The sequence below is a fragment of the Novispirillum itersonii subsp. itersonii ATCC 12639 genome, assembly GCF_000381985.1.
Lineage (GTDB): Bacteria > Pseudomonadota > Alphaproteobacteria > Rhodospirillales > Rhodospirillaceae > Novispirillum > Novispirillum itersonii.
The window spans coordinates 38,103-58,652 of the sequence record NZ_KB907352.1; the positions used below are offsets into that span (position 1 = coordinate 38,103).

The 20,550-nt window shown below is 65.5% G+C and carries 21 protein-coding genes and 1 tRNA gene; 13 read left to right on the top strand and 9 right to left on the bottom strand.

What is annotated here, in order from left to right; all coding sequences use genetic code 11:
• The first annotated feature begins 4 nt into the window (after positions 1-4).
• From G365_RS0117575 to G365_RS0117600, 6 genes are all read left to right on the top strand, one after another.
• The gene (locus tag G365_RS0117575; protein ID WP_019646853.1) at positions 5-2,731 is read left to right on the top strand and encodes a DUF4159 domain-containing protein; all 2,727 of its coding nucleotides are present in this window, start codon (positions 5-7) and stop codon (positions 2,729-2,731) included.
• Entirely contained in the window at positions 2,728-4,818 is a 2,091-nt protein-coding gene (locus tag G365_RS0117580) for a hypothetical protein (RefSeq protein ID WP_019646854.1), read from the top strand. The genes G365_RS0117575 and G365_RS0117580 overlap by 4 nt, the downstream gene beginning before the upstream one ends.
• Before the next feature lie 128 nt (positions 4,819-4,946).
• Complete coding sequence (locus G365_RS22210; protein WP_019646855.1) at positions 4,947-5,822, top strand: DMT family transporter; 876 nt, start codon at positions 4,947-4,949, stop codon at positions 5,820-5,822.
• Between the two features lie 10 nt (positions 5,823-5,832).
• Positions 5,833-6,729: an AraC family transcriptional regulator gene (locus G365_RS22215; RefSeq protein WP_019646856.1), complete on the top strand. Its 897-nt coding sequence runs from the start codon at positions 5,833-5,835 to the stop codon at positions 6,727-6,729.
• 127 nt (positions 6,730-6,856) lie between these two features.
• Positions 6,857-7,555 carry an AzlC family ABC transporter permease gene (locus tag G365_RS0117595; RefSeq protein ID WP_019646857.1) on the top strand — a complete coding sequence of 233 codons (699 nt, stop codon included), beginning with the start codon at positions 6,857-6,859 and terminating at the stop codon, positions 7,553-7,555.
• Positions 7,545-7,859 carry an AzlD family protein gene (locus tag G365_RS0117600; protein WP_019646858.1) on the top strand — a complete coding sequence of 105 codons (315 nt, stop codon included), beginning with the start codon at positions 7,545-7,547 and terminating at the stop codon, positions 7,857-7,859. Before G365_RS0117595 ends, G365_RS0117600 begins: the two co-directional genes overlap by 11 nt.
• 55 nt (positions 7,860-7,914) lie before the next feature.
• Here G365_RS0117600 and pssA read toward each other — a convergent pair whose 3' ends face one another.
• The gene (pssA, locus tag G365_RS0117605) at positions 7,915-8,727 is read right to left on the bottom strand and encodes a CDP-diacylglycerol--serine O-phosphatidyltransferase (protein WP_019646859.1); all 813 of its coding nucleotides are present in this window, start codon (positions 8,725-8,727) and stop codon (positions 7,915-7,917) included.
• Between the two features lies 1 nt (position 8,728).
• Positions 8,729-9,436 carry a phosphatidylserine decarboxylase gene (locus tag G365_RS0117610; protein ID WP_019646860.1) on the bottom strand — a complete coding sequence of 236 codons (708 nt, stop codon included), beginning with the start codon at positions 9,434-9,436 and terminating at the stop codon, positions 8,729-8,731.
• A 295-nt stretch (positions 9,437-9,731) separates the two neighbouring features.
• Here G365_RS0117610 and G365_RS0117615 point away from each other — a divergent pair, with 295 nt between their 5' ends.
• A complete protein-coding gene (locus G365_RS0117615; protein WP_019646861.1) occupies positions 9,732-10,163 on the top strand; it encodes a hypothetical protein in 432 nt (143 codons plus the stop codon).
• Here the strand turns inward: G365_RS0117615 and G365_RS0117620 are convergent, their stop codons facing one another.
• Together G365_RS0117620 and G365_RS0117625 are read right to left on the bottom strand one after the other, a co-directional pair.
• The gene (locus G365_RS0117620; protein ID WP_019646862.1) at positions 10,164-11,129 is read right to left on the bottom strand and encodes an NAD-dependent epimerase/dehydratase family protein; all 966 of its coding nucleotides are present in this window, start codon (positions 11,127-11,129) and stop codon (positions 10,164-10,166) included.
• A 149-nt stretch (positions 11,130-11,278) separates the two neighbouring features.
• Positions 11,279-11,354: transfer RNA gene (locus G365_RS0117625), tRNA-Ala, on the bottom strand.
• Positions 11,355-11,541: 187 nt separating this feature from the next.
• Here G365_RS0117625 and G365_RS0117630 point away from each other — a divergent pair.
• The 4 genes from G365_RS0117630 (at position 11,542) to G365_RS0117645 (ending at position 13,518) form a co-directional block, all read left to right on the top strand.
• Entirely contained in the window at positions 11,542-11,853 is a 312-nt protein-coding gene (locus G365_RS0117630; protein WP_019646863.1) for a YggT family protein, read from the top strand.
• The gene (locus tag G365_RS0117635; protein WP_019646864.1) at positions 11,853-12,176 is read left to right on the top strand and encodes a DUF167 domain-containing protein; all 324 of its coding nucleotides are present in this window, start codon (positions 11,853-11,855) and stop codon (positions 12,174-12,176) included. The genes G365_RS0117630 and G365_RS0117635 overlap by 1 nt, the downstream gene beginning before the upstream one ends.
• Positions 12,173-13,066, top strand: coding sequence for a bifunctional methylenetetrahydrofolate dehydrogenase/methenyltetrahydrofolate cyclohydrolase FolD (folD, locus tag G365_RS0117640; protein WP_019646865.1), 894 nt, complete (start codon positions 12,173-12,175; stop codon positions 13,064-13,066). Before G365_RS0117635 ends, folD begins: the two co-directional genes overlap by 4 nt.
• A gap of 119 nt (positions 13,067-13,185) precedes the next feature.
• Positions 13,186-13,518, top strand: a complete 333-nt coding sequence (locus tag G365_RS0117645; RefSeq protein WP_155976354.1) for a hypothetical protein — start codon at positions 13,186-13,188, stop codon at positions 13,516-13,518.
• Here G365_RS0117645 and G365_RS22220 read toward each other — a convergent pair.
• The 4 genes from G365_RS22220 to G365_RS0117665 form a co-directional block, all read right to left on the bottom strand.
• Positions 13,496-14,164, bottom strand: coding sequence for a hypothetical protein (locus G365_RS22220; RefSeq protein WP_019646867.1), 669 nt, complete (start codon positions 14,162-14,164; stop codon positions 13,496-13,498). The genes G365_RS0117645 and G365_RS22220 overlap by 23 nt on opposite strands.
• A 104-nt stretch (positions 14,165-14,268) precedes the next feature.
• Entirely contained in the window at positions 14,269-15,480 is a 1,212-nt protein-coding gene (locus G365_RS0117655) for an argininosuccinate synthase (RefSeq protein ID WP_026345469.1), read from the bottom strand.
• A 122-nt stretch (positions 15,481-15,602) separates the two neighbouring features.
• On the bottom strand, positions 15,603-16,688 hold the full coding sequence (locus G365_RS0117660) for a bifunctional transcriptional activator/DNA repair enzyme AdaA (RefSeq protein ID WP_019646869.1): 1,086 nt from the start codon (positions 16,686-16,688) through the stop codon (positions 15,603-15,605).
• Between the two features lie 60 nt (positions 16,689-16,748).
• On the bottom strand, positions 16,749-17,552 hold the full coding sequence (locus G365_RS0117665; protein WP_019646870.1) for a class I SAM-dependent methyltransferase: 804 nt from the start codon (positions 17,550-17,552) through the stop codon (positions 16,749-16,751).
• A 161-nt stretch (positions 17,553-17,713) separates the two neighbouring features.
• Here G365_RS0117665 and gloB point away from each other — a divergent pair, with 161 nt between their 5' ends.
• Together gloB and G365_RS0117675 are read left to right on the top strand one after the other, a co-directional pair.
• A complete protein-coding gene (gloB, locus tag G365_RS0117670) occupies positions 17,714-18,487 on the top strand; it encodes a hydroxyacylglutathione hydrolase (RefSeq protein ID WP_043742901.1) in 774 nt (257 codons plus the stop codon).
• Between the two features lie 3 nt (positions 18,488-18,490).
• On the top strand, positions 18,491-19,183 hold the full coding sequence (locus G365_RS0117675) for a trimeric intracellular cation channel family protein (RefSeq protein ID WP_019646872.1): 693 nt from the start codon (positions 18,491-18,493) through the stop codon (positions 19,181-19,183).
• A gap of 102 nt (positions 19,184-19,285) precedes the next feature.
• On the opposite strand, the gene dnaJ is transcribed toward G365_RS0117675, so the two are convergent.
• The gene (dnaJ, locus tag G365_RS0117680) at positions 19,286-20,437 is read right to left on the bottom strand and encodes a molecular chaperone DnaJ (RefSeq protein WP_019646873.1); all 1,152 of its coding nucleotides are present in this window, start codon (positions 20,435-20,437) and stop codon (positions 19,286-19,288) included.
• Positions 20,438-20,550: the final 113 nt, after the last annotated feature.

The following is a 20,550-nucleotide window of genomic DNA, read 5'->3' on the forward strand; positions in this document are numbered from 1 at the left end:
CGGCATGAACCTGTCTGATCTGCTGTCCACCCTGCCGTCACAGACCGGGCCGGTCACGCTGCTGGCCCCCGAGGCGCTGCTCGGCCTGCTGATTCTGCCGGTGCTGTGGGTTCTGCTGCGCCTGTCTCCCCCACCCCCGGCAGCGATAACCTTTCCGCCGCTGCGCCTACTGACCGGACTGACAGCCCCCCGGAACGTGGCAGAGCGCACCCCGCTGTGGATCCTGATTCTGCGCACCCTGATCGTTGCCCTGTGCCTGCTCGGGCTGGCCCGTCCGATCCTGACCGGGGCCACCGCCCCCGGGCATCGCAGCGATCCGCTGCTGCTGATCGTCGATACCGGCTGGACCGCCGCTCCCGGCTGGGACCGACAGCGGGAGGCGGCCCAGACCCTGCTGGAACAGGCAGCCCGCCTGAACCGCCCGGTGCTGCTGGCTGCCACGGCCGCCGGTACGCCCCCCCCAGAACCGCAAAGCGCGGCACAGGCCCTGACCCGGCTGCCGGATCTCCGTCCGCAGCCGTGGCCTGCCGCCGTGCCGGCCCTGATGACCGCCCTGACCACGCGCCCCCTGCCCGACCCGCTGGAAACACTGTGGATCAGTGACGGCCTCACCCATCCCGGCCAGACCGAGCTGCTGGAGGTCCTGCAGCGGAAAGGCGCGGTCCGTGTCATCACCCCCGATGCCGGACCACAGGCCCTGCTGCTGACCGAGATGACCCGCACAGCTGATGGGCTGTCGGTCACACTCCGGCAGGCAGCGGGCGGGGCAGGATCACAGCGCGGTGTGATCCTGCGGGCCGAGGACCGCAACGGGCAGACCATTGCCGCCAGTCCGCTGACCCTGACCGGACAACCGGCCCAGACAATCACCCTGCCCCTGCCGGCGGACGCCCTTGGCACAGTCCGCCGCCTGCTGCTGACCGGCCCCGGCGGTGATCCGCTGGGGGCCGGGGCGCAGAGCCTGCTTGATGACCGCTGGCAACGCCGCCCGGTCGGACTGATCGAATCCGGCGGTCCCCAGACCGACCTCCCCCTGCTGTCGGCCCCCTATTACCTCAGCCGGGCTCTCGGCAACGGCGCCGATCTGCGCAGCGGTCCGGTTCAGACCCTGCTGGATCAGCGCCGGGCCATCCTGATCCTGCCGGGCGGGCTGCCCCCGGCCCCCGAGGCGCTGGAACGCTGGGTGCGGACCGGCGGGGTGCTGATCCGCTTTGCGGACACTGCTCTGGCCGAACAGACCGGCCCCCGGACTGCTGACCCGCTGCTGCCGGTCCCCCTGCGCAGCGGCGGCCGGGCGATGGGAGGTCAGCTGTCGTGGGAAAAGCCGCTGTCTCTGGCACCTTTCCCAGCGGATGGCCCTTTCGCCGGTCTGCCCCCCGCCCCTGACGTCACCATCACCGCTCAGGTGCTCGCCGAACCGCTGGCGGACCTGCCGGGCCGCACCTGGGCCCGGCTGTCTGACGGCACGCCGCTGGTCACCGGCGCCCGTCTGGGACAGGGCTGGCTGGTGCTGTTTCACACCACAGCCAACACCGACTGGGGGACCCTGCCTCTGTCCGGGATCTTCCCGCAGATGATCAGCCGCCTGCTGGCCCTGTCCTCCGGACTGCCCGACGACGACCGTGTCAGCGGCAGGACCTCCCCCCTGCCACCGCAGCGGATTTTGGACGGTCTCGGTCACTGGCAGCAGCCGGGGCCCGATGTCCGCCCCCTGCCTCCGGATGGCCCGCCTCCCTCCCCCGGCCCGGCCACCCCGCCGGGCCTGTACGGGCGGGAAGGGCGCCTGCAGGCCATCTCGATCGGTGACAGCGCATCCCCCGACCTGAGCCCTTTGCAACAGGTTCCGGCGGGGGTTGGCCTATCCCCGGCTGCCACCCTGTCAGCGGACCGGGATCTCAGCGGACCGTTGTTCACCGCCGCGCTGCTGCTGTTGCTGGCCGATGGCCTGATCAGCCTGCTGATGCGGGGTGGCCGGGGACGGATCGCCGCCGCCTGTGTGCTGATCTTGGCGGGCCTCAGCGCGTTCCCGGCTCCGGGGCGGGCGGCGGATGCGGATCTGGAGGCGGCGCTGGAGACCCGGATCGGCTGGCTGCCCTCCGGCGTTGCCGATACCGACCTGATCGTCCAGTCCGGTCTGTCGGCGCTGACCAAAGTTCTGGCCCAGCGCACCGCTGCCGAACTGGGGGAACCGGCGCGCGTCGCGCCGGACAGCCCTTCGCTCAGCCTCTATCCTCTGATTTACTGGGCCATCACCGATGCCACGCCGACGCCGGATGAGCCGGTACGGCAGGCCATTGCCCGCTATCTGGCCGCAGGCGGACTGCTGGTGTTTGACTCCCGCGGGCCGGATCAGACCCCGGCCCTGCGCCGGGTGATACAGGCGCTTGACCTTCCGCCGGTCAGCCGCCTGCCGGTGGATCACGTCGTGACCCGTTCTTTCTATCTTCTGCCGGGTCTGCCCGGACGGGTGGACGACAGCGCCCCGTGGATCGGGCAGGCCGCAGCCCGGGGACAGGGCGTTTCGCCGGTGGTCATCGGGGCCGCCGACTGGGCCGGAGCCTGGGCCCGTGATGCCCGGGGCCGACCGCTGCTGCCGGTGGTGCCCGGCGGGGAACGGCAGCGCGAACTGGCGTTCCGGGCCGGTATCAATCTGGTGATGTATGCACTGACCGGCGATTATAAGGCCGATCAGGTTCATCTTCCGGCGATCATGGAGCGCCTGACCCAATGACCCCCGGCACCCTCACCCTGTCCAGTCTTGGCTGGGCCCCGCTGATACCGCTCTGGGGACTGGCCGCGCTGCTGGCGGTCATCCTGCTGCTGACCGCACTGGCAGCCCTGCGGCGGCAGCCGGGATGGTCCCTGCGACCGCTGCCGGGGCTGATCCTTCTGGTCCTGCTGGCCAATCCCTATGTGGTGCAGGAACAGCGGGTGCCTTTGCCCGACGTTGCCTTCGTGGTCAGCGACACCAGCAGCAGCATGGAGTTCAGCGGGCGGGCCGCCCAGCGGGATCAGGCCGTCACTGCCCTGACCGGACATCTGCGGACACAGGCCGGTCTTGAGGTGCGGACCATCAGCGCCAGCAATGCGCCTGAACACCGGGGGACCCGCCTGCTGACCGCACTGGAACAGGCAGCCGCCGATGTCCCCCCGCACCGGCGGGCCGGGGCCCTGCTGATCACCGACGGTCAGATCCATGATGATGCCCCGGCGGAGATCGCCCGGCGGTTCTCAGCCCCGGTGCATACCCTGCTGACCGGCAGCCTGGAAGACAGTGACCGCCGCCTGATTATCGACTCGGCACCCGCCTTCGGGTTGGTGGAAAAAACCGTTTCCATCACCGTCCGGCTGGAAGACCCGGCCCTGCCTGCCGGAAGCACCCTGCCCCTGACGCTCCGTCATGATGACGGCAGCACCGCCACGCTGGAGATCCCGGCAGGTCCGCCGGTGACCCTTCCCGTCACACTCCGCCATGGCGGCGCGACCGTGACCGATCTGTCGGTACCGGTCCGCCCCGATGAAATCAGCCCGCTGAACAACCGTCAGGCTGTCAGCATTGCCGGGGTCCGTGACCGGCTGCGGGTTCTGCTGATTTCCGGCGAACCGACCGTCGGGGAGCGGGCCTGGCGGACCCTGCTGAAGTCTGACCCCAACGTTGATCTGGTCCACTTCACCATCCTGCGCCCGCCGCTGAAGGATGACGGCACCCCCCTGAACGAGCTGGCGCTGATCGCTTTTCCTGTACAGGAGCTGTTTGAGGAACGGTTGAAGGACTTTGATCTGGTGATCTTTGACCGTTACTCCCGCCGGGCTCTGGTGCCATCTGCCTTTTTCCGGCTGCTGGCGACCTATGTCCGCACCGGGGGCGCGCTGCTGCTGGCGGTCGGGCCGGAGTTTTCCGAAGCCTCGAGCCTGTATGACAGTCCGCTGGCAGAAATCCTGCCGGTCAGCCCCCGTGGCCGGGCCGTGGCCGGGCCCTTCCTGCCAGCCCTCAGTCCGGTGGGGGAGCGGCACCCGGTGACAGCCGCGCTGCCCGGCTGGAACGGTACAGCCCATCCCCCTCAGTGGGGGCCGTGGCTGCGCTATGTCGACACCGCCGCCCGGCAGGGTCACACACTGATGCAGACCCCGGACGGAGCCCCGCTGTTGGTGGTCGACCGTGTCGGGCAAGGGCGGGTCGGGCTTATGCTGTCTGACACCATCTGGCTGTGGGCACGGGGATGGCAGGGGGGCGGCCCCCAGACCGACCTGATCCGCCGGACCGCCCACTGGCTGATGCAGGAACCAGACCTTGAAGAAGAGGCCCTGACCCTGCGCAATGAAGGCACCACTCTGCTGGCAGAGCGGCGCAGCCTGTCCGCCACCCCGGCAGCGTCCCTGACCCTGACTACCCCGGACGGACAGCAGAGCCCGCTGCCCCTGTCGGCCAACGGACCGGGGCGGGCCAGAGCCTCTCTGGCCGCCGCCACCCCCGGCGTGTACCGGGTCAGCGATGGCACCCGCTCTGCCGTCGCCGCCGTCGCCCCGCCGGACGCATTGGAAGATCAGGCCCTGACGGCTACGGCAGAGCGCCTGATCCCGGCTGCCGAGGTCACCGGCGGCGCGGTGCTGTGGCTGCAGGACGGGCTGCCGGGCCTGCGCCGGACCTCTGCCGACAACCGCCGTCACGCCGCATCCGACGGCAGTTGGATCGGTCTGCGCCGCAACGGAGAAACAGCCGCTGCCGGAGTCCGGCAGGTGCCCGTTCTGCCGCTGCTGCCGGGGTTCCTCCTGTGTATTGGCAGCCTGATTCTGCTGTGGTGGCGCGAAGGCCGCTGACACTGTTTCGCTGAGGGAAACACTGTGTTTGCCTTTCGCCTGTAGCATGATGTTTCCCCGGCGGACCATCATCCAGAAGACAGGGCCCCTGCCAGCCCCATGACGTTCCTTCTGCTCAGGACTCCCCCATGCCGAAGCCTGCCCTGCTTTCCTCGCCGCCGGTTCTGCTGCTGATCACCGGCAGCATCCTTGGCACACTTGCCCCGCTGTCACGGGTTGCCGCCGGGGCAGGCATACCCTCCGCCGTGTTTGTGTTCTGGACCTGCCTGACCGCCGGACTGCTGCTGGGGGCCATCGCCCTGCTGCGCGGCCAGCCCCTGCAGCGTCAGCATCTGCGCTACAGCCTGATTGCCGGCCTGATCTCCCTCGGGCTGCCCAATCTGCTGATCATGGTGGTGGTGGTCCCGCTCGGGGCCGGGATGACGGCCCTGACCTATACTCTGCCCCCCTTGTTCACTCTTGGGCTGGCAGCCCTGATCGGGTACGAGCGCCTGACCCGCTGGCGCAGTCTGGGCATTCTGTTCGGACTGGCCGGGGCCGTGACGCTGGTCTTCAGCCGGTTCAGCCTGAACGGTGACAGCGCACAGATGCTGTGGATGGGACTGGCCCTGTTGATCCCGGTCTGTCTGGCGATCGGGAATGTCTATCGCAGCCGGTCATGGCCTGCCGGGGCCGCACCACTGACTCTGGCCGCCGGTATGCTGCTGTCCGCCGCCCTGTGGGTGCTGCCGCTGGGCCTGTATCAGGGGCTGCTGACCGGTTTGCCGCATTGGTCTGTCATTGCGCAGGGGCTGGCCTCCACCCTGATGTATGTCGCCTTCTTTGCCCTGCAACGGGCTGCCGGGCCGGTCTACCTCAGCCAGATCGGCTATGTCGGCGCGACAATGGGGGTTCTGGCCGGGGTCGTTGCCTTCGGGGAGCGGCCCGGTCTGCCGGTTGCCTGCGGCGTAGCGCTGATTGTCTGTGGTATGCTCTGCACCAACCGCCGTCCCGCCCACCCCTGAACGGATGACCATGCCCCCCGCGCCCCTGCCCCCTGACCTGTCCCCCTTGCCATTCTCTGCGCATCCGCCGCAGGGGGCCGGGCCGAAAACGGACTGGACCCGGTTCTGGCGCGTGCCGGAAGGGCGGGCGGCTGAGTTCATGCATGCCAGCTTCACTCATCACGCTTATGACCGCCACACCCATGACCGTTATGTGTTTGGCGTCACCACCGGCGGGGCGGAACAGTTCTGGCACCGCGGGGCCCTGCAGATCGCCCCGGCGGGCCGGGTGGTGGTGGTTAACCCCGGGGATGTCCACGACGGCGAATCCGTGGTGCGCGGGCAAAGCTGGCAACGGCGGATCTGCTATCTTGATCCGCAGCTGTTCAGTGATGTTGCCGCGGAAGACGGTCGGCCGGGGGCCCCGCTGTTTCTGTCTTCGGTCCTTGATGACCCGGATCTGGCAACAGATCTGCGGGCCTTCCATGCGGCAGCGGAGCTGCCCGGCCAAAGTGCCCTGCAGCGGGACACCCAGCTCCGCGGCCTGATTTCGCGGTTGATCCGCCGCCATGCCGTCACCCGTCCGGACGGAACCCCGGCCGGGCGCGAACCGGCGGCAGTCCGCCGGGTGCGGGCCTATCTGGATGCACACCCCGCCGACGACCTTTCTCTGGCAGATCTGGGGCGGCTGGCCGGGCTGTCACCGCTGTATCTGGCGCGGTCTTTCCGCAAGGCCTTTGGCGTTCCCCCGCACGCCTATCAGATTCTGAAACGGATCGAACAGGCATCGGCCCGCCTGCGGGCCGGGGAAGCCCCCGCCACGGTGGCACAGTCCTGCGGCTTTGCGGATCAAAGCCATATGACCCGCCAGTTCCGTCGCGCCCACGGCGTGACACCGGGGGCCTTCCGCCGGGCTAATGCCCGCTGAAAACGGACCGCACAAAAAGTCAGGATCGTTCAAGAAATGCCAGAACGGCTGAGGCACAGTACCCCTCAGAGGGCACCGAAGTATTCCGGCCCCTGTCCTGATTGACCTCGCGGAGGATGGCGCCACGATGGCGGAAAAGTCCCGTATTCTCTTCACCCGGCAGGGGTTCCGCCGGGGTGTCACTGCTATGCTGCCTGTCGCCGCCGGATTGTCGGTTTTTGGGCTGGCGCTGGGGCTGGCCGCTGCCCAGAAAGGATTATCGACCGTCGAACTCGGCCTGATGAGTGCCATCGTCTTTGCCGGGGCCAGCCAGATGCTGGCGGTGGAGCTGTGGCAACACCCAGTGCCGCTGGCAACGCTGGCCGCTGCCACCGTCATCATCAATCTGCGCTATCTGATGATGACCGCCGCCCTTGCGCCGTGGCTGGGCCCGGTTGGCACAGGGCGGGCCTATGGCTCGCTGTTTTTTACCGCCGATGAGAACTGGGCCCTCAGTATGGCGGAAATGCGCCGGGGCGGGACCGATGCCGCCTTTCATATCGGCGCTGGGATGACCCTGTATGTGGTCTGGCTGCTGACCACCATTCTCGGCCATCTATCGGGGGCGGCAATTCCACAACCCGAACGCTTCGGCCTCGATTTTGTTGCGGTGGCCACGTTTCTGGCCCTGCTGGTACCGATGTGGACCGGCCGTCGGGATCTGCCGCCCTGGCTGATTGCCGCCGTCACCGCCACCGCCGCCCACGCGGTTCTCCCCGGGACGTGGTATCTGATTGCCGGCGGCCTTGCCGGAAGCCTGTACGGAGCCTGGCGCGATGTCCGTTGATCTGATGACCGCTCTGACCATTCTGGCCATGGGGGCTGCCACCTATCTGGTGCGGGCCGGGGGCTTCTTCGTGATCCGCCGGGTACAGGCCGGGCCTTTTCTCACAGCATGGATGAAGCACGTTCCCGGTGCCATTTTTGTATCGCTGGTGGTCCCTGCGGTGGTCGCCGGGGGGCCCGCAGCCTGGGCCGGGGGTGGCGTCACCGCCACTCTGGCCGCCCTGCGTCTGCCCTTCGTGGTCTCCCTCGGGGCCGGGGTGGCCACCGTTGCCGCCGTCCGGCTACTGATGCCGGTCGCCCCATAAGCAAAACCGCCCGCCGGGAAGGGATCCGGGCGGGCGGTTTTATCAACAGAAGATCTTACTTCCGGTCCTCGGCAACACCGTCATCTTCCTCGGTGGCCTCCTTAGCGACCACATCTTCGCCCAGAGCATCGGCCCGGGCCTTCAGACGCCGGAACGAAGATGCGGCAAAGGGGATGCTGCCCAGATAAACGACGCCGATCAGGCCCAGCGTCGCCCAGGGCTCGGTCACCAGCAGAGCCGCCAGCAGACCGACCACCACCATCAACGGCACCACCCAGCGGGCCGGAACCCGGAACCGCTTCATCGAGAAGGTCGGGATCCGGCTGACCATCAGGAAGGCCACCAGCAGCATCACCGCCCCGACCAGAACCGGGCTGGAGAAGAAGCCGGGAGCGAACTCAAACGACAGCACCATCGGCAGAATGCCGAGGAAAGCCGCCGCCGGAGCAGGAACCCCGACAAAGTAATTGTGGGCGTAAGACGGCAGATCCGGCTCCCCCAGCATGGTGTTGAAGCGGGCCAGCCGCAGCGCCATGCACAGGGCAAAAATCACACAGACCGCCCAGCCGACACTGCCGGCAGTGCTCATCGTCCACATATAAATCAGCAGGGCCGGGGCCACGCCGAAGCTGACCACATCGGACAGGCTGTCCAGTTCTGCCCCGAACTTGCTGGTGGAGCGCAACATCCGGGCAATCCGCCCATCGATGCCATCAAAGACTGCGGCAAAGAAAATGGCGATGACCGCGCGTTCAAACTCTTCCCGCAGGCCATACCGGATGGCCGTCAGCCCGGCAGACAACGCCAGCAGCGTGATCAGATTGGGCAGCATCCGGTTGAAAGACAGGCTCTTAACGGCCATCGCCATCTCAGATCGCGCTCCCCTCGCGGGCCGGTTCGGCGCTGTTCATATCGGCGATGATCGTTTCACCGGAAATGCAGGACTGCCCCAGCACCACAAGCGGGTTAACCCCTTCCGGCAGGTAGACATCAAGCCGCGAGCCGAATCGGATAAGGCCGAAACGTTCACCGGTCGAGACCTTCTGGCCGTCGCGGACATCACAGCGGATACGCCGCGCCACCAGACCGGCAATCTGCACCACGGCAATCTCGCGGCCATCGTCAAACTGCAGACGCAGGGAATTGCGCTCGTTGTCATCGCTGGCCTTATCCAGCGTCGCATTCAGGAACTGGCCGGGCCGGTAGGCCACCTTCAGCACCTCGCCCCCGGCGGGAATGCGGTTCACGTGACAGTCAAAAACGCTCATAAACACCGACACGCGGGTCATCGGCTGATCGCCCATGCCCAGTTCCACCGGCGGGACAGCCGGGCCGATCATCTGCACCACGCCGCTGGCGGGCGACAGGATCAGGCCGGGCCGCGACGGGATATAGCGGACCGGATCACGGAAGAAGAAATAGCACCACACGGTCAGGGCAGAGCCCGCGACCCCCAGAGGCCACCACGCCCAGAACAGCAGGGCAGTGACAACGGCGAACACAGCCAGAAAGCGCGGGCCTTCTTCGTGCAGGGGCGGCAGCACATAGCGCGTCCAGGGAATTTGAATGACTTGCACGCTGAACCTATCATCTGATCAGTCAGGATCGCCGGACCAGATTCATCCGGATTCCGGCGGAGCGGGAAATGGCCGGGCAGCCCGCGACAGTTCGCGAAACCGGTCTTCCCGCCGCAGACAGAATAGACGTCTGCGCGCCTGCGGCAAAGCACCAATGCACAGCGCAGCGGAATTCCCTGCGCGCCCTGCCCATGCTATTGTCGTTCCATAAGGGGATAACCGGTGCACGGCGGAAAATAAAACCGGCGTCGCAACGGCGGAACAGTCGGCACCGCAGGCAGGAAAGAACAACAGTATGAGTGACGCTATCCGCCGTCATCTGGAACCCGTCAGCCTGAAAGCGCTGGCCGTTGATGATGCCGGCTCCATTCAGGTCTTACGGACCATCGGGCCGCTGACATTTTCGTTCACCTGCCTTGATCTGCCGTGGGCATGCCGCTTCCACGAGGCAGACGGTGCCGCATCGCTGGTTGTCGCCGCCCCGCTGGTCGCACTGCCCGCAGACAATCCCCAGCGGAAACTGGCCCTGCTGCAGGTGATCGAAGCCGCCTGCGCCAGCGGTCTGCCAATCTCCCTGCGGGCTGACGGCTGGGCTGTCTATGGCGAACGCTTTACCCTGACCCCGCCGGTGACCCCGGAAAAGCTGATCACCACCCTTGGCACCCACATGCTGGCGCTGGAGCCCTGGCTGGCCCTGCTGCGGGTTATTGCGGGAAAAAAGGCCTGATCAGGCCTGATCCCGGTACCAGCGGACGGTGGCAGCCAACTGGGCCGCCACCGTCGCCGGAGGAGACCAGTCACAGTCCTGCCGCAGGGCCGAGAGATCAACGGTCAGGGAACCGAGCAGGCGGTTGACCTGCGCCTCTTTTCCCAACAGCCGCGCGGCCAGACGCATCAGCGACGGCGGCACCGGCAGCAGACGCGGTGCCCGCCCCAAAGCCTGCGCCATCGCCCGGACCAGACCGGCGCTGGACACATCCTCACCATCACTGACCAGATAGGTCTTTCCCGCTGCCGCCGAATGCGTCAGCACGGTGAGAAGAGCATCCGTCAGGGTCTGCAGGCCGACCAGACTCCGCCTGTTGTTAACCAGACCGAAAGGCAGCGGCACTCCCCGGTCCACCGCCCGCAGCAGTCTGGCAAAATTGGCCCCGACCCCCGGGCCGTACACCAGCGGTGGCCGCACCACCACCACCTCAAGCCCGGTTTCTGCGGCCAGCGCCCATAATCCCTGTTCCGCCGCATATTTTGATGCCCCATAGGGATCCCTCGGCGGCATCACGGGCTCATCGGGACGATACGGAGTCTCCCGGCCATCCCCATTCACTTTAATGGTGCTGACAAACACAAACCGCTTCGCCCCACCCCGCACGGCTGCCCGCGCCAGATCGAGCGTTGCCCGGGTGTTGACGGCGTGATAGGCCGCCAGCGGATCTGCTGCGGTTTCGGTCATCTGGTGCACACGGGCAGCGGTGTGAATCACGGCATCCACCGGCAGGCCAGCATCCGGCAGGATCAGCTGTCGGGACAGATCCCCCAGCACCAGATGCGGACCGGCATACCCGGGGGCACGCACCCCGGCAACCGGCGTCATCCCCGGACGGTCCGTCAGGGCCGCCATCAGTGCGCGGCCAACCATCCCGGTGGCCCCGGTGACCAACACCTTCATCGCGGCGTCTTCCTGACCGAGCATGCTGCTATCCCCTCTGCCACGGAAAGCCTGCCACGCGAGGGCACCGCTGCGTTTCCGACCGTGAGACCATCAAAACCGGAAAATCATTAAGCCGGACTGTCATCGGCTGGAAAATACAAAACCCGCCGATTTAGTCGGCGGGTTTTGATTGGTGGAGCCGAAGGGAGTCGAACCCTCGACCTCAGCAGTGCGATTGCTGCGCTCTCCCAACTGAGCTACGGCCCCGTGAGGCGCGCATAATCCCCATTCACCGCCCCCCTGTCAACGCCTTTTTATCATTTTTTTCAATCCCTGAGGTTTTTTAGCCCCTCTGCACAGGTTCCCCCCCTTGCCCGGCCCGGATCTGCTGATTAGGGTTAAGGACAGAACCGGCCTGCCGGGCCGGAGATTTTTCAGGGACAGCGCCTTCACTATGACCGTCATCCTGATTCCGCTGCTACAGATTATTAATGTCGTCATCAACCTGTTTATCTGGGCGCTGATCGGCTCTGCCGTCCTCAGCTGGCTGACGGCCTTTGGTATCATCAACACCCGCAACCGCTTTGTTGACACCGTCGGCTCTCTTCTCTGGAAGATCACTGAGCCGCCGCTGCGTCCGCTGCGCCGAATCATCCCTGATCTTGGCGGCATTGATCTCGCCCCGATGGCGATGATCCTGATCCTGTGGTTTGTGCAGGGCGTATTGTCGCAGCTGATGTTCCGGGTGGCGATGGGCGGCCTCTAATGGCCGCCCCCTCCAGCCCGCTGTGCGCTGCAACGGGCGGGGTCCGGCTGCAGATCCGCCTGACCCCAAAAGCCAGCCGCGATGCCATTCAGGGTCTGGCGGACGAAGCAGACGGCGGACAGGTGCTGAAAGTCAGCGTCACCGCCGTTCCCGAAGACGGAAAAGCCAATGCGGCCCTGATTCAGCTCTTGTCGAAAGCATGGAAACTGCCTAAGAGCGGCTTTGAAATCATCGCCGGGGCCACGGACCGCCGCAAAACCCTGCTGGTCCATGGCGACACCCAAACCCTGCTCGACCACCTGCGCCAGAGGATGCCGTCATGACCACCGCCGCCCCCACCGCCGATACCGGAAAACTGATCGACGGCAAAGCATTCGCCGCCACCCTGCGGGCCCAGATCGCCACTGATGTCGCGGCCCTGAAGGCCAGCCACGGTGTGCAGCCGGGCCTGGCCGTGGTGCTGGTCGGTGAAGATCCTGCCAGCCAGATCTATGTGCGGAACAAAGCAAAGCAGACCGTCGAGTGCGGCATGAAGTCGGTGGAACACAAGCTGTCCGCCGACACACCGGAATCCGATCTGCTGGCCCTGATCGACAGCCTGAATGCCGACCCGACCATTCACGGGATTCTGGTGCAGCTGCCGGTGCCGAAGCATATCGACGCCGATAAGATCATCGCCTCCATCCGCCCGGACAAGGATGTTGACGGCTTCCACCCGATGAATGCCGGGCTACTGGCCACCGGCGGCAAGGCACTGGTGCCCTGCACCCCGCTCGGCTGCTCGTTGCTGCTGAAAGACCGGCTGGGCGATCTGTCCGGCATGCACGCCGTGGTGATCGGGCGGTCGAACATTGTCGGCAAGCCGATGGCCCAACTGCTGCTGCAGGAAAGCTGCACCGTCACCGTCGCCCATTCACGGACCAAGGATCTACCCGCAGTCTGCCGCGAAGCTGATATTGTCGTTGCCGCCGTTGGCCGCCCAGAAATGGTGAAGGGCGACTGGCTGAAACCCGGCGCCGTGGTGATTGATGTCGGCATCAACCGGGTCACTCTGCCGGACGGGAAGTCAAAAGTGGTCGGTGACGTCGACTTCGCTTCGGCTGTCGCCGTTGCCTCGGCCATTACCCCGGTCCCGGGCGGTGTCGGACCGATGACGATTGCCTGTCTGCTGAAGAACACACTGACTGCCTGCCAACGGTCTATTGGCCTTTAATTATACCAATTCCAAATAGACATATCCGTGAAGCATGATATACCCCGGCATCACCGATGCCGGGGTTTTTCTTTACAGATCCCGGCCTTTTTACGGGCGCCATCACCACCCTTGCGAGAATGGCACCTTTTCTCTCGGCCATCGAACTGTCCATGCCCCAGCCAGCAGCCTCTTTTCACGAAACTCCCCTTGAAGACCCTGCCGAGGATCCCCCGGCGCCTCCCCTGCCCTGCCTGACCGGGAACGGGGCCAGACTGATCGAAAAAGCACGCCAGACCCGCCGCCATGCCGAAGCCTATCGGGATGTCGTCGAACGCTACTGTGAACAGATGCCCGGATATCTGGACCGGTTTCATGATGCCATGCGGGCATTCCACCGCACGGCTGACCGTCTGCGTGGCCCCTCGCAGCATCCGGAAAGGCCAAAGGTCAGTCCGGCTGAGAAACCGTAACCGCCACACCGGGCTTGAAGGCACAGACCACCGTCGCCTCCATTACCCCCGGCAACATGACCTGCCACTGCATCCCGTCAATCAGATCACGGTATCCGGCGACCATGGTGGCGCAGCCGGTCAGGTCGCCCCGGTCAGAAACGCCGGAACACAAACGCAGGGTATTGCCGCTGTCGCTGTAGTCCAGCCAGACAGCTTCCCGTTCCTCGCTGGCGGTCTCGGTCAGGGGGACGGCCAGAAACTCACCGCGGACCACCGGCACCTGTACCGGATAGGCCACAGACCAGCGGCCATTGAAGGCGACAGCCAGATCTTCCAGATGGCAGATCAGGGTATCCCCGAAACGGTCACGCCGACGGCGCTCCTCCACCCGCAGGCGGCGGCCTTCATCCATCGCATATCGGGTCGGGGCGGGCAGGAACACCGTGTCCGACGAAGATGCCAGCCGCACAGCCTCCAGCTCCCGCTCTTTCTGCGTGGCCAAAGCCTGCTGGGCCGGGGTCATCTGTGCCCATTCCTCGTCATCAATCCCCAACGGATTGGCAGAACACCCCGTCACGGCCAGCGCCGCAGCCAGCACAGCCCCCCGCAGAGCCTGCGGACGACGGAACCAAAAGCGGGGACGGGTCGGGAAAAGAGCCGGCATTCCGAGTCCTGTGGCTGCAACAGAAGAAGCGGGAAAAAGGCACACTCGCAAAAAAATCCCGCCCGGGGCCGCAAAACGGCCACCGGGCGGGGGTCTCACAACACTCAGCCGCGGGCCAGCTTGCCCAGACGCAGACGCAGTGCGTTCAGGCGGATGAAGCCGTTGGCATCATACTGGTCATACACGCTGTCTTCTTCGAAGGTCACATAGTCCATGCGGTACAGAGACTTCGGCGACTTGCGGCCAACCACGCTGGCCACACCCTTATAGAGCTTCAGGCGCACGGTACCGGTGACGTTTTCCTGAGTCTTGTCGATCAGGGCCTGCAGGGCCACCCGTTCCGGGGCGAACCAGAAGCCGTTGTAGATCAGCTCGGCATACTTCGGCATCACGCTGTCCTTGAGGTGAGCTTCCTCACGGTCAAGGGTGATGCTTTCAATGCCACGGTGCGCCACCAGCAGGATCGATCCACCCGGGGTTTCATACACACCACGGGACTTCATGCCGACGAAGCGGTTTTCCACCAGATCCAGACGGCCAATACCATGCTTGCCGCCCAGCGCGTTCAGCTTGGTCAGCAGTGCGGCGGGGGTCAGACGCTCGCCGTTGACGGCGACGGCATTGCCCTGCTCGAAATCGACGGTGATGTATTCCGGCTCGTTCGGCGCCTTTTCCGGCGACACGGTCAGGCGGAACATATCATCGTCAGCTTCCTGCCACGGATCTTCCAGCGCCTTCCCTTCGTAGGAAATGTGCATCAGGTTGGCGTCCATGGAATAGGGCGCTTCGCCGTGCTTGTCCTTCGGCACCGGAATCTGGTGCTGCTGGGCGTATTCGATCAGCTTGGTACGGCTGTTCAGATCCCACTCACGCCACGGCGCGATGACCTTGATATCGGGCTTCAGGGCATAGGCGGTCAGCTCGAAGCGGACCTGATCGTTGCCCTTGCCGGTGGCACCGTGGGAAATGGCGTCGGCACCGGTGGCTTCGGCGATCTCGATCAGACGCTTGCCGATCAGCGGGCGGGCGATGGAGGTGCCCAGCAGGTAGACACCTTCGTACTGGGTGTTGGCGCGGAACATCGGGAACACGAAGTCACGCACGAACTCTTCGCGCAGGTCTTCGATGAAGATGTCTTTAATGCCGAGCATTTCGGCCTTTTTGCGCGCCGGCTCCAGCTCTTCACCCTGACCGATGTCGGCGGTGAAGGTCACGACTTCGCAGCCGTATTCGACCTGCAGCCACTTCAGGATGATCGAGGTATCAAGGCCGCCGGAATAGGCCAGCACGACCTTCTTGATATCGCCCTTTTTCATGAACAGATGCCCCATTGTGGGAAAAGGTGGAGGTTCAGGACCTGTAACAGACCGCGCGGAGTATAGGGGACTGTTCCCGATGGCGAAAGGGGCAGGATGGGGCAACTGTCAGGAACCCGGTTTCAGGGGCTGCCGGGGGCAGGATCCAGCCGCAGGAGGCTCCGGCGCTCATGTTCCAGCAGCCACTGTTTGCGCCACAGTTTACCGCCATACCCGGTCAGCGCACCATCGGCCCCGATCACCCGGTGACACGGCACGATCACCGCCACCTGATTGGCCCCGTTGGCCCGGCCGACCGCCCGCCCTGCCTGCGGCCTGCCGATCCCCCGGGCGAGCCCGCCGTAGGTCCGGGTTTCGCCGGGCGGAATTTTCTGCAACTCCGCCCACACCGTCTGTTCAAAGGCTGACCCCCGCTGCACCACCGGTATGCTGAACGGGCTGCGGGCATCCCGGAACCATGCCGACAGCTGCGCGGCGACCGTCTCCAGCATCGGGCAGGTGCCGAACGGGATGGGCCCGGTATGGGTCTGCAGGCGGGCGATTTCCGTCGGCAGGGCCGTCCGGTCAAAAAATTCGAGAAGATGCAGCCCGTATTGATCCCCGATTGCCAGCATGGCCCCGATCGGGGTTTCCAGCCAGCGGGCCACCGGAGTGTGCTGATCCCGCAGCCGGGCGGGGGCTGCGCCCAGCAGGCGGGTGATCGCGTCCCGGAAACCGCTGGCAGATTCGTATCCGGCCTCAAGCTGTGCATCAATCACGGTTGCACCGTCCTTCAGAGTTGCCACTGCCGCCCCCAGCCGGACCGAGCGGGCAAAGCGGGCGAAGGTTGTGCCATATACCTGACGGAAGGCCCGCCGCACGGTCGACGGATCCAGCCCCAGACGCCGCAGATCCTCTTCCCCCCAGCGGCGGTCAGGCTCCGCCTCGACCCGGCGGCGCAGATCGGCCAGCCAGGGCCGCGCCGGGGTTCCCCCCGGGCAGGCGGAAGGATCCAGCGGGCGGCAGCGCAGGCAGGGACGAAACCCCGCTGCCTGCGCGGCGGCAGGGCTGTCAAAAAACGTGGTGTTCTCCCGCTTTGGCTTCCGGGCCGGGCAGGTCAGGCGACAGAAGATGCCGGTGGTGCGCACACCGACCACCCACAGCCCGTCATACGCGGGGTTGCGGGACAGCAGGGCATCGTAGAGTTGATCAGGCGAAGGCGTCATCATGCCATGACTCTGCCACACCCTGAGGACCGCTGCCGCCGGAAACCGGGCACGGATATCCGGTCAGGCCCCATCAGTCTCCGGCGGCAGGACCGTTGGATGCGGCACCGGGGAGGAAGAACGGGACCGGCTGCGCTTCGGGCCGCTCAGGCCCAGCCGCTCCGGCAGGGCCATATACCGCCCCGGAGTTGCCGGAATACCGCTGCTCGGCATGGCATACAGCTGTTTGCAGGCCTCTATCAGAATCGCCCCGCAGAAGGACGGGAACCAGCGCGCACCGATCCGTTCCACCCCCTGCGCCCACGCCAGCCACAGGCGGGAGCGGGTCGGCGGCAGAAACAGCGCCTGCCGGGTCATCCCCGGGGTAAACATAGTGTCGCGCAGCAGATGCCGCAGCTGGGTTTCGCTATAGGGACGGCCACTGCCGAAGGGGGTCCGCTCCAGATGCGCCCAGACCCCCTGCCGGTTGGGCACCATCACCACCAGCCGCCCGTCATCGGTCAGTACCCGCCAGACCTCGCGCATCAGGGCGCGGCTGTGTTCCGTATTCTCCAGCGTATGGCACAGGATAATGCGGTCAAAGGAGCGGTCAGGGAACGGCAGATTGACCTCTTCAGTCAGCGCAACCAGCCCCGGTCCTTCCAGCGGCCAGCCCTGTACGCCCTGACTGGCGGGCATGGTGGCGACCACCCGCTCCGCCTCTCCCAGAAACGGGCGCAGGAACGGAATCGCATAGCCGATGCCGAGAACGCGCTGGCCCCGTGCATCCGGCCACAGATCCCGCAGATGACGGCGGATCAGGCGCCGCGTCACCTGCCCGAGGCTGGTGGCATAAAAATCACGAAGATCAACCACGTCCAGAAACATGCCGCTGTCTGCACCCTGCCTGTGGCATTTACCCTTACAGGGAACGCCCGTTCCGGGGAAAACTCAACAGCTTTGACGTTACCGTCCCTGCTGCAGGGTTTGAAATGAGTCCGCGCTTGGCCGATAACAAGGGGGCCTTTCCCCTGCTGCCGGAGCCCGCCATGCCGTTGGACATCCTGTGCCTGCCCGCGTTCGACGACAATTACATCTGGCTGCTGCACTGCCCGGCCACTGCCCGGACCACTGCGGTGGATCCGGGGGACCCCGCCGTGGTTATGGCTGCCTGTGAAGCGCGGGGGTGGACGCTGGACCAAATCCTGCTGACCCATCACCACTGGGATCACATAGACGGTGTAGAGAGCCTGCGGACACACTATGGCTGCTCGGTGACCGGGGCCGCGGCTGATGCCCATCGCCTGCCCGCAGCGGACCATCTGGTGCAGGACGGAGACACGGTCACGGTCGGCACCAGCTCCGCCCGCGTGATGACGGTGCCCGGCCACACCACCGGGCATATCGCCTACTGGTTTGCCGACGAGGCCGCCCTGTTCTGTGGTGACACGCTGTTCTCGCTGGGCTGCGGGCGGATGTTTGAAGGCACTGCCGGACAGTTCTGGTCCAGCCTGTCAGCCCTGCGGGCCCTGCCGGATGAGACCCGGGTGTTCTGCACCCATGAATATACCCTCTCCAACTGGCGCTTTGCCCACGCCATCAGCCCACAGGATGCGGCGCTGGAGGCATTGGGGGCCCGGATCACCGCACTTCGGCAACAGGGACAACCGACCCTGCCGGTCGTGCTGGGAGAGGAAAAGCGTTTCAACCCCTTTCTGCGGGCGGATGATCCGGCCATTGCCGCCGCCGTCGGGCTGACCGGGGCAGACGGCACTGCGGTTTTCGCCGAGCTGCGGCACCGGAAAAACACCTTCAAGGGATAAACCATGCTGCCTGATACCCTCCTTTCCCTTGACCAGAGTCTCGCAGTCGCCCGGGTCATCACCTTTGTTGATATGATGGCTGTGGCCGTCTTTGCGATTTCCGGCGCGCTGGTGGCCGCCCGGCGGGAAATGGACCTGCTGAGCTTCATCTTCGTCGGCACCGTTACCGGCATCGGGGGCGGCACGCTGCGTGATCTGATCTTAGGGGCCCGTCCGGTCTGGGTGACGCAGCCCGACTACCTGGTGATCTGCATCGTCGCCTCTGTCATTACATTCTGGGCCGCGCGGCTGCTGTCATCGCGTTACCGCGCTCTGGTCTGGATGGATGCGGTCGGGGTCGGCATGTATGCCGTGACCGGTGCCCAGAAAGCAGCCGCGCTCGGCGCGGCCCCGGTGGTTTGCGTCCTGATGGGGGTAATGACCGCGGCCTTCGGCGGGCTGATGCGCGATATTATGTGCGGGGAAAAATCACCACTGCTGTTTAACCGTGAGGTCTACGCCACCGCAGCCATCACCGGGGCCAGTGTCTATCTGGTTCTGCGGGCGATGGATCTTCCGGTGGAAGTGCAGGCTGCCGGCGGATTCTGCGCCGGTTTCGGTCTGCGGGCCGGGGCTATCATCTTCGGCTGGGGCCTTCCGACCTACCGTCGGCCCGCCCGCCCGCTGGACGGCCCGGACCGGCCCGACCCAACGTAAGCACGGCAGCACAGCCGACCGAAAGAAAAACGGGGCACCCGATCCGGCTGCCCCGTTTTTATTCTGTCTGCCCTCCCCTCCGTGAAGAAAGGAGATCAGGGCTCAGTTTTTCTGACCGTCGGTCAGATCATCCCAGAATTCCTTGATCCGGCTGAAGAAACCGCTGCTTTCCGGGCTGGTGTTGCCATCGCCGCCACCGGCAGCCGCAAACTTGCGCAGCAGGTCTTTCTGTTCAGCACTCAGATTGACCGGGGTTTCAACCACAGCGTGGATGAACATATCGCCCCGGGCGGTCGAGCGCAGAACACTCATCCCCTTGCCCTTCAGACGGAACTGGTGCCCGTTCTGCGTCCCTTCCGGGATGGTGACATTGGCGCGGGTCCCGTCAATACACGGCACTTCGATGGTGCCGCCCAGTGCCGCCGTCGTCATCGGGATCGGCACCTTGCAGTAGATATTGGCCCCGTCGCGCTGGAAGATTCGGTGCGGACGCACCGACAGGAAAATATACAGGTCCCCGGCGGGAGCCCCGCGCAGACCGGCTTCCCCTTCGCCGGACAGCCGGATCCGGGTTCCATCCTCGACACCTGCCGGAATCTTCACTTCCAGCGTCTTGTCCTTACGCTGCCGGCCAGAGCCACCGCAGGACGAACAGGGGTCCTTAATGACTTTCCCGGCCCCACCACAGGTCGGGCAGGCCCGCTCGATGGTAAAGAACCCCTGCTGCGCCCGCACCCGGCCATGACCATGACAGGTCGGGCAAGTCGCCGGGGCAGCGCCGTTCTTGGCGCCGGTCCCGTTACAGGGCTCGCAGCCGCTTGAGGTCTGGATCGTCACCGTCGCAGTGCGACCGGCGAAGGCATCCTCCAGCGAAATGTCCATTTCATAGCGCAGGTCAGAGCCGCGCAGGTTAGACCCGCCGCCACCGCCACCCCGGCGCCCCATGAACTCGCCGAACATTTCTTCAAAAATGTCGCCGAAACCGCTGAACCCGGCACCACCGCCGAAACCACCGGCACCGCCGCTACCATCAAAGGCCCCATGGCCAAAGCGGTCATAGGCGGCGCGCTTCTGGTCATCCTTCAGGATTTCATACGCTTCGTTGACTTCCTTGAACTTAGCCTCAGCCTCAGCATCCCCCGGATTGCGGTCCGGATGGAACTGCATGGCCAGTTTGCGGTAGGCCTTTTTCAGGTCGTCGGCGCTGGCGTCCTTCTGGCACCCCAGAACCTCGTAATAATCCCGTTTGCTCATTGATGAATCCGACCGATACGGCGACAGAAGACGTGCGCCTGAATACTGCGGCCCTCTTCCGGCCCTATCCGGATCAGCACGCCCGTCCGGCAGTCGGGAAAAACCCGGATGCG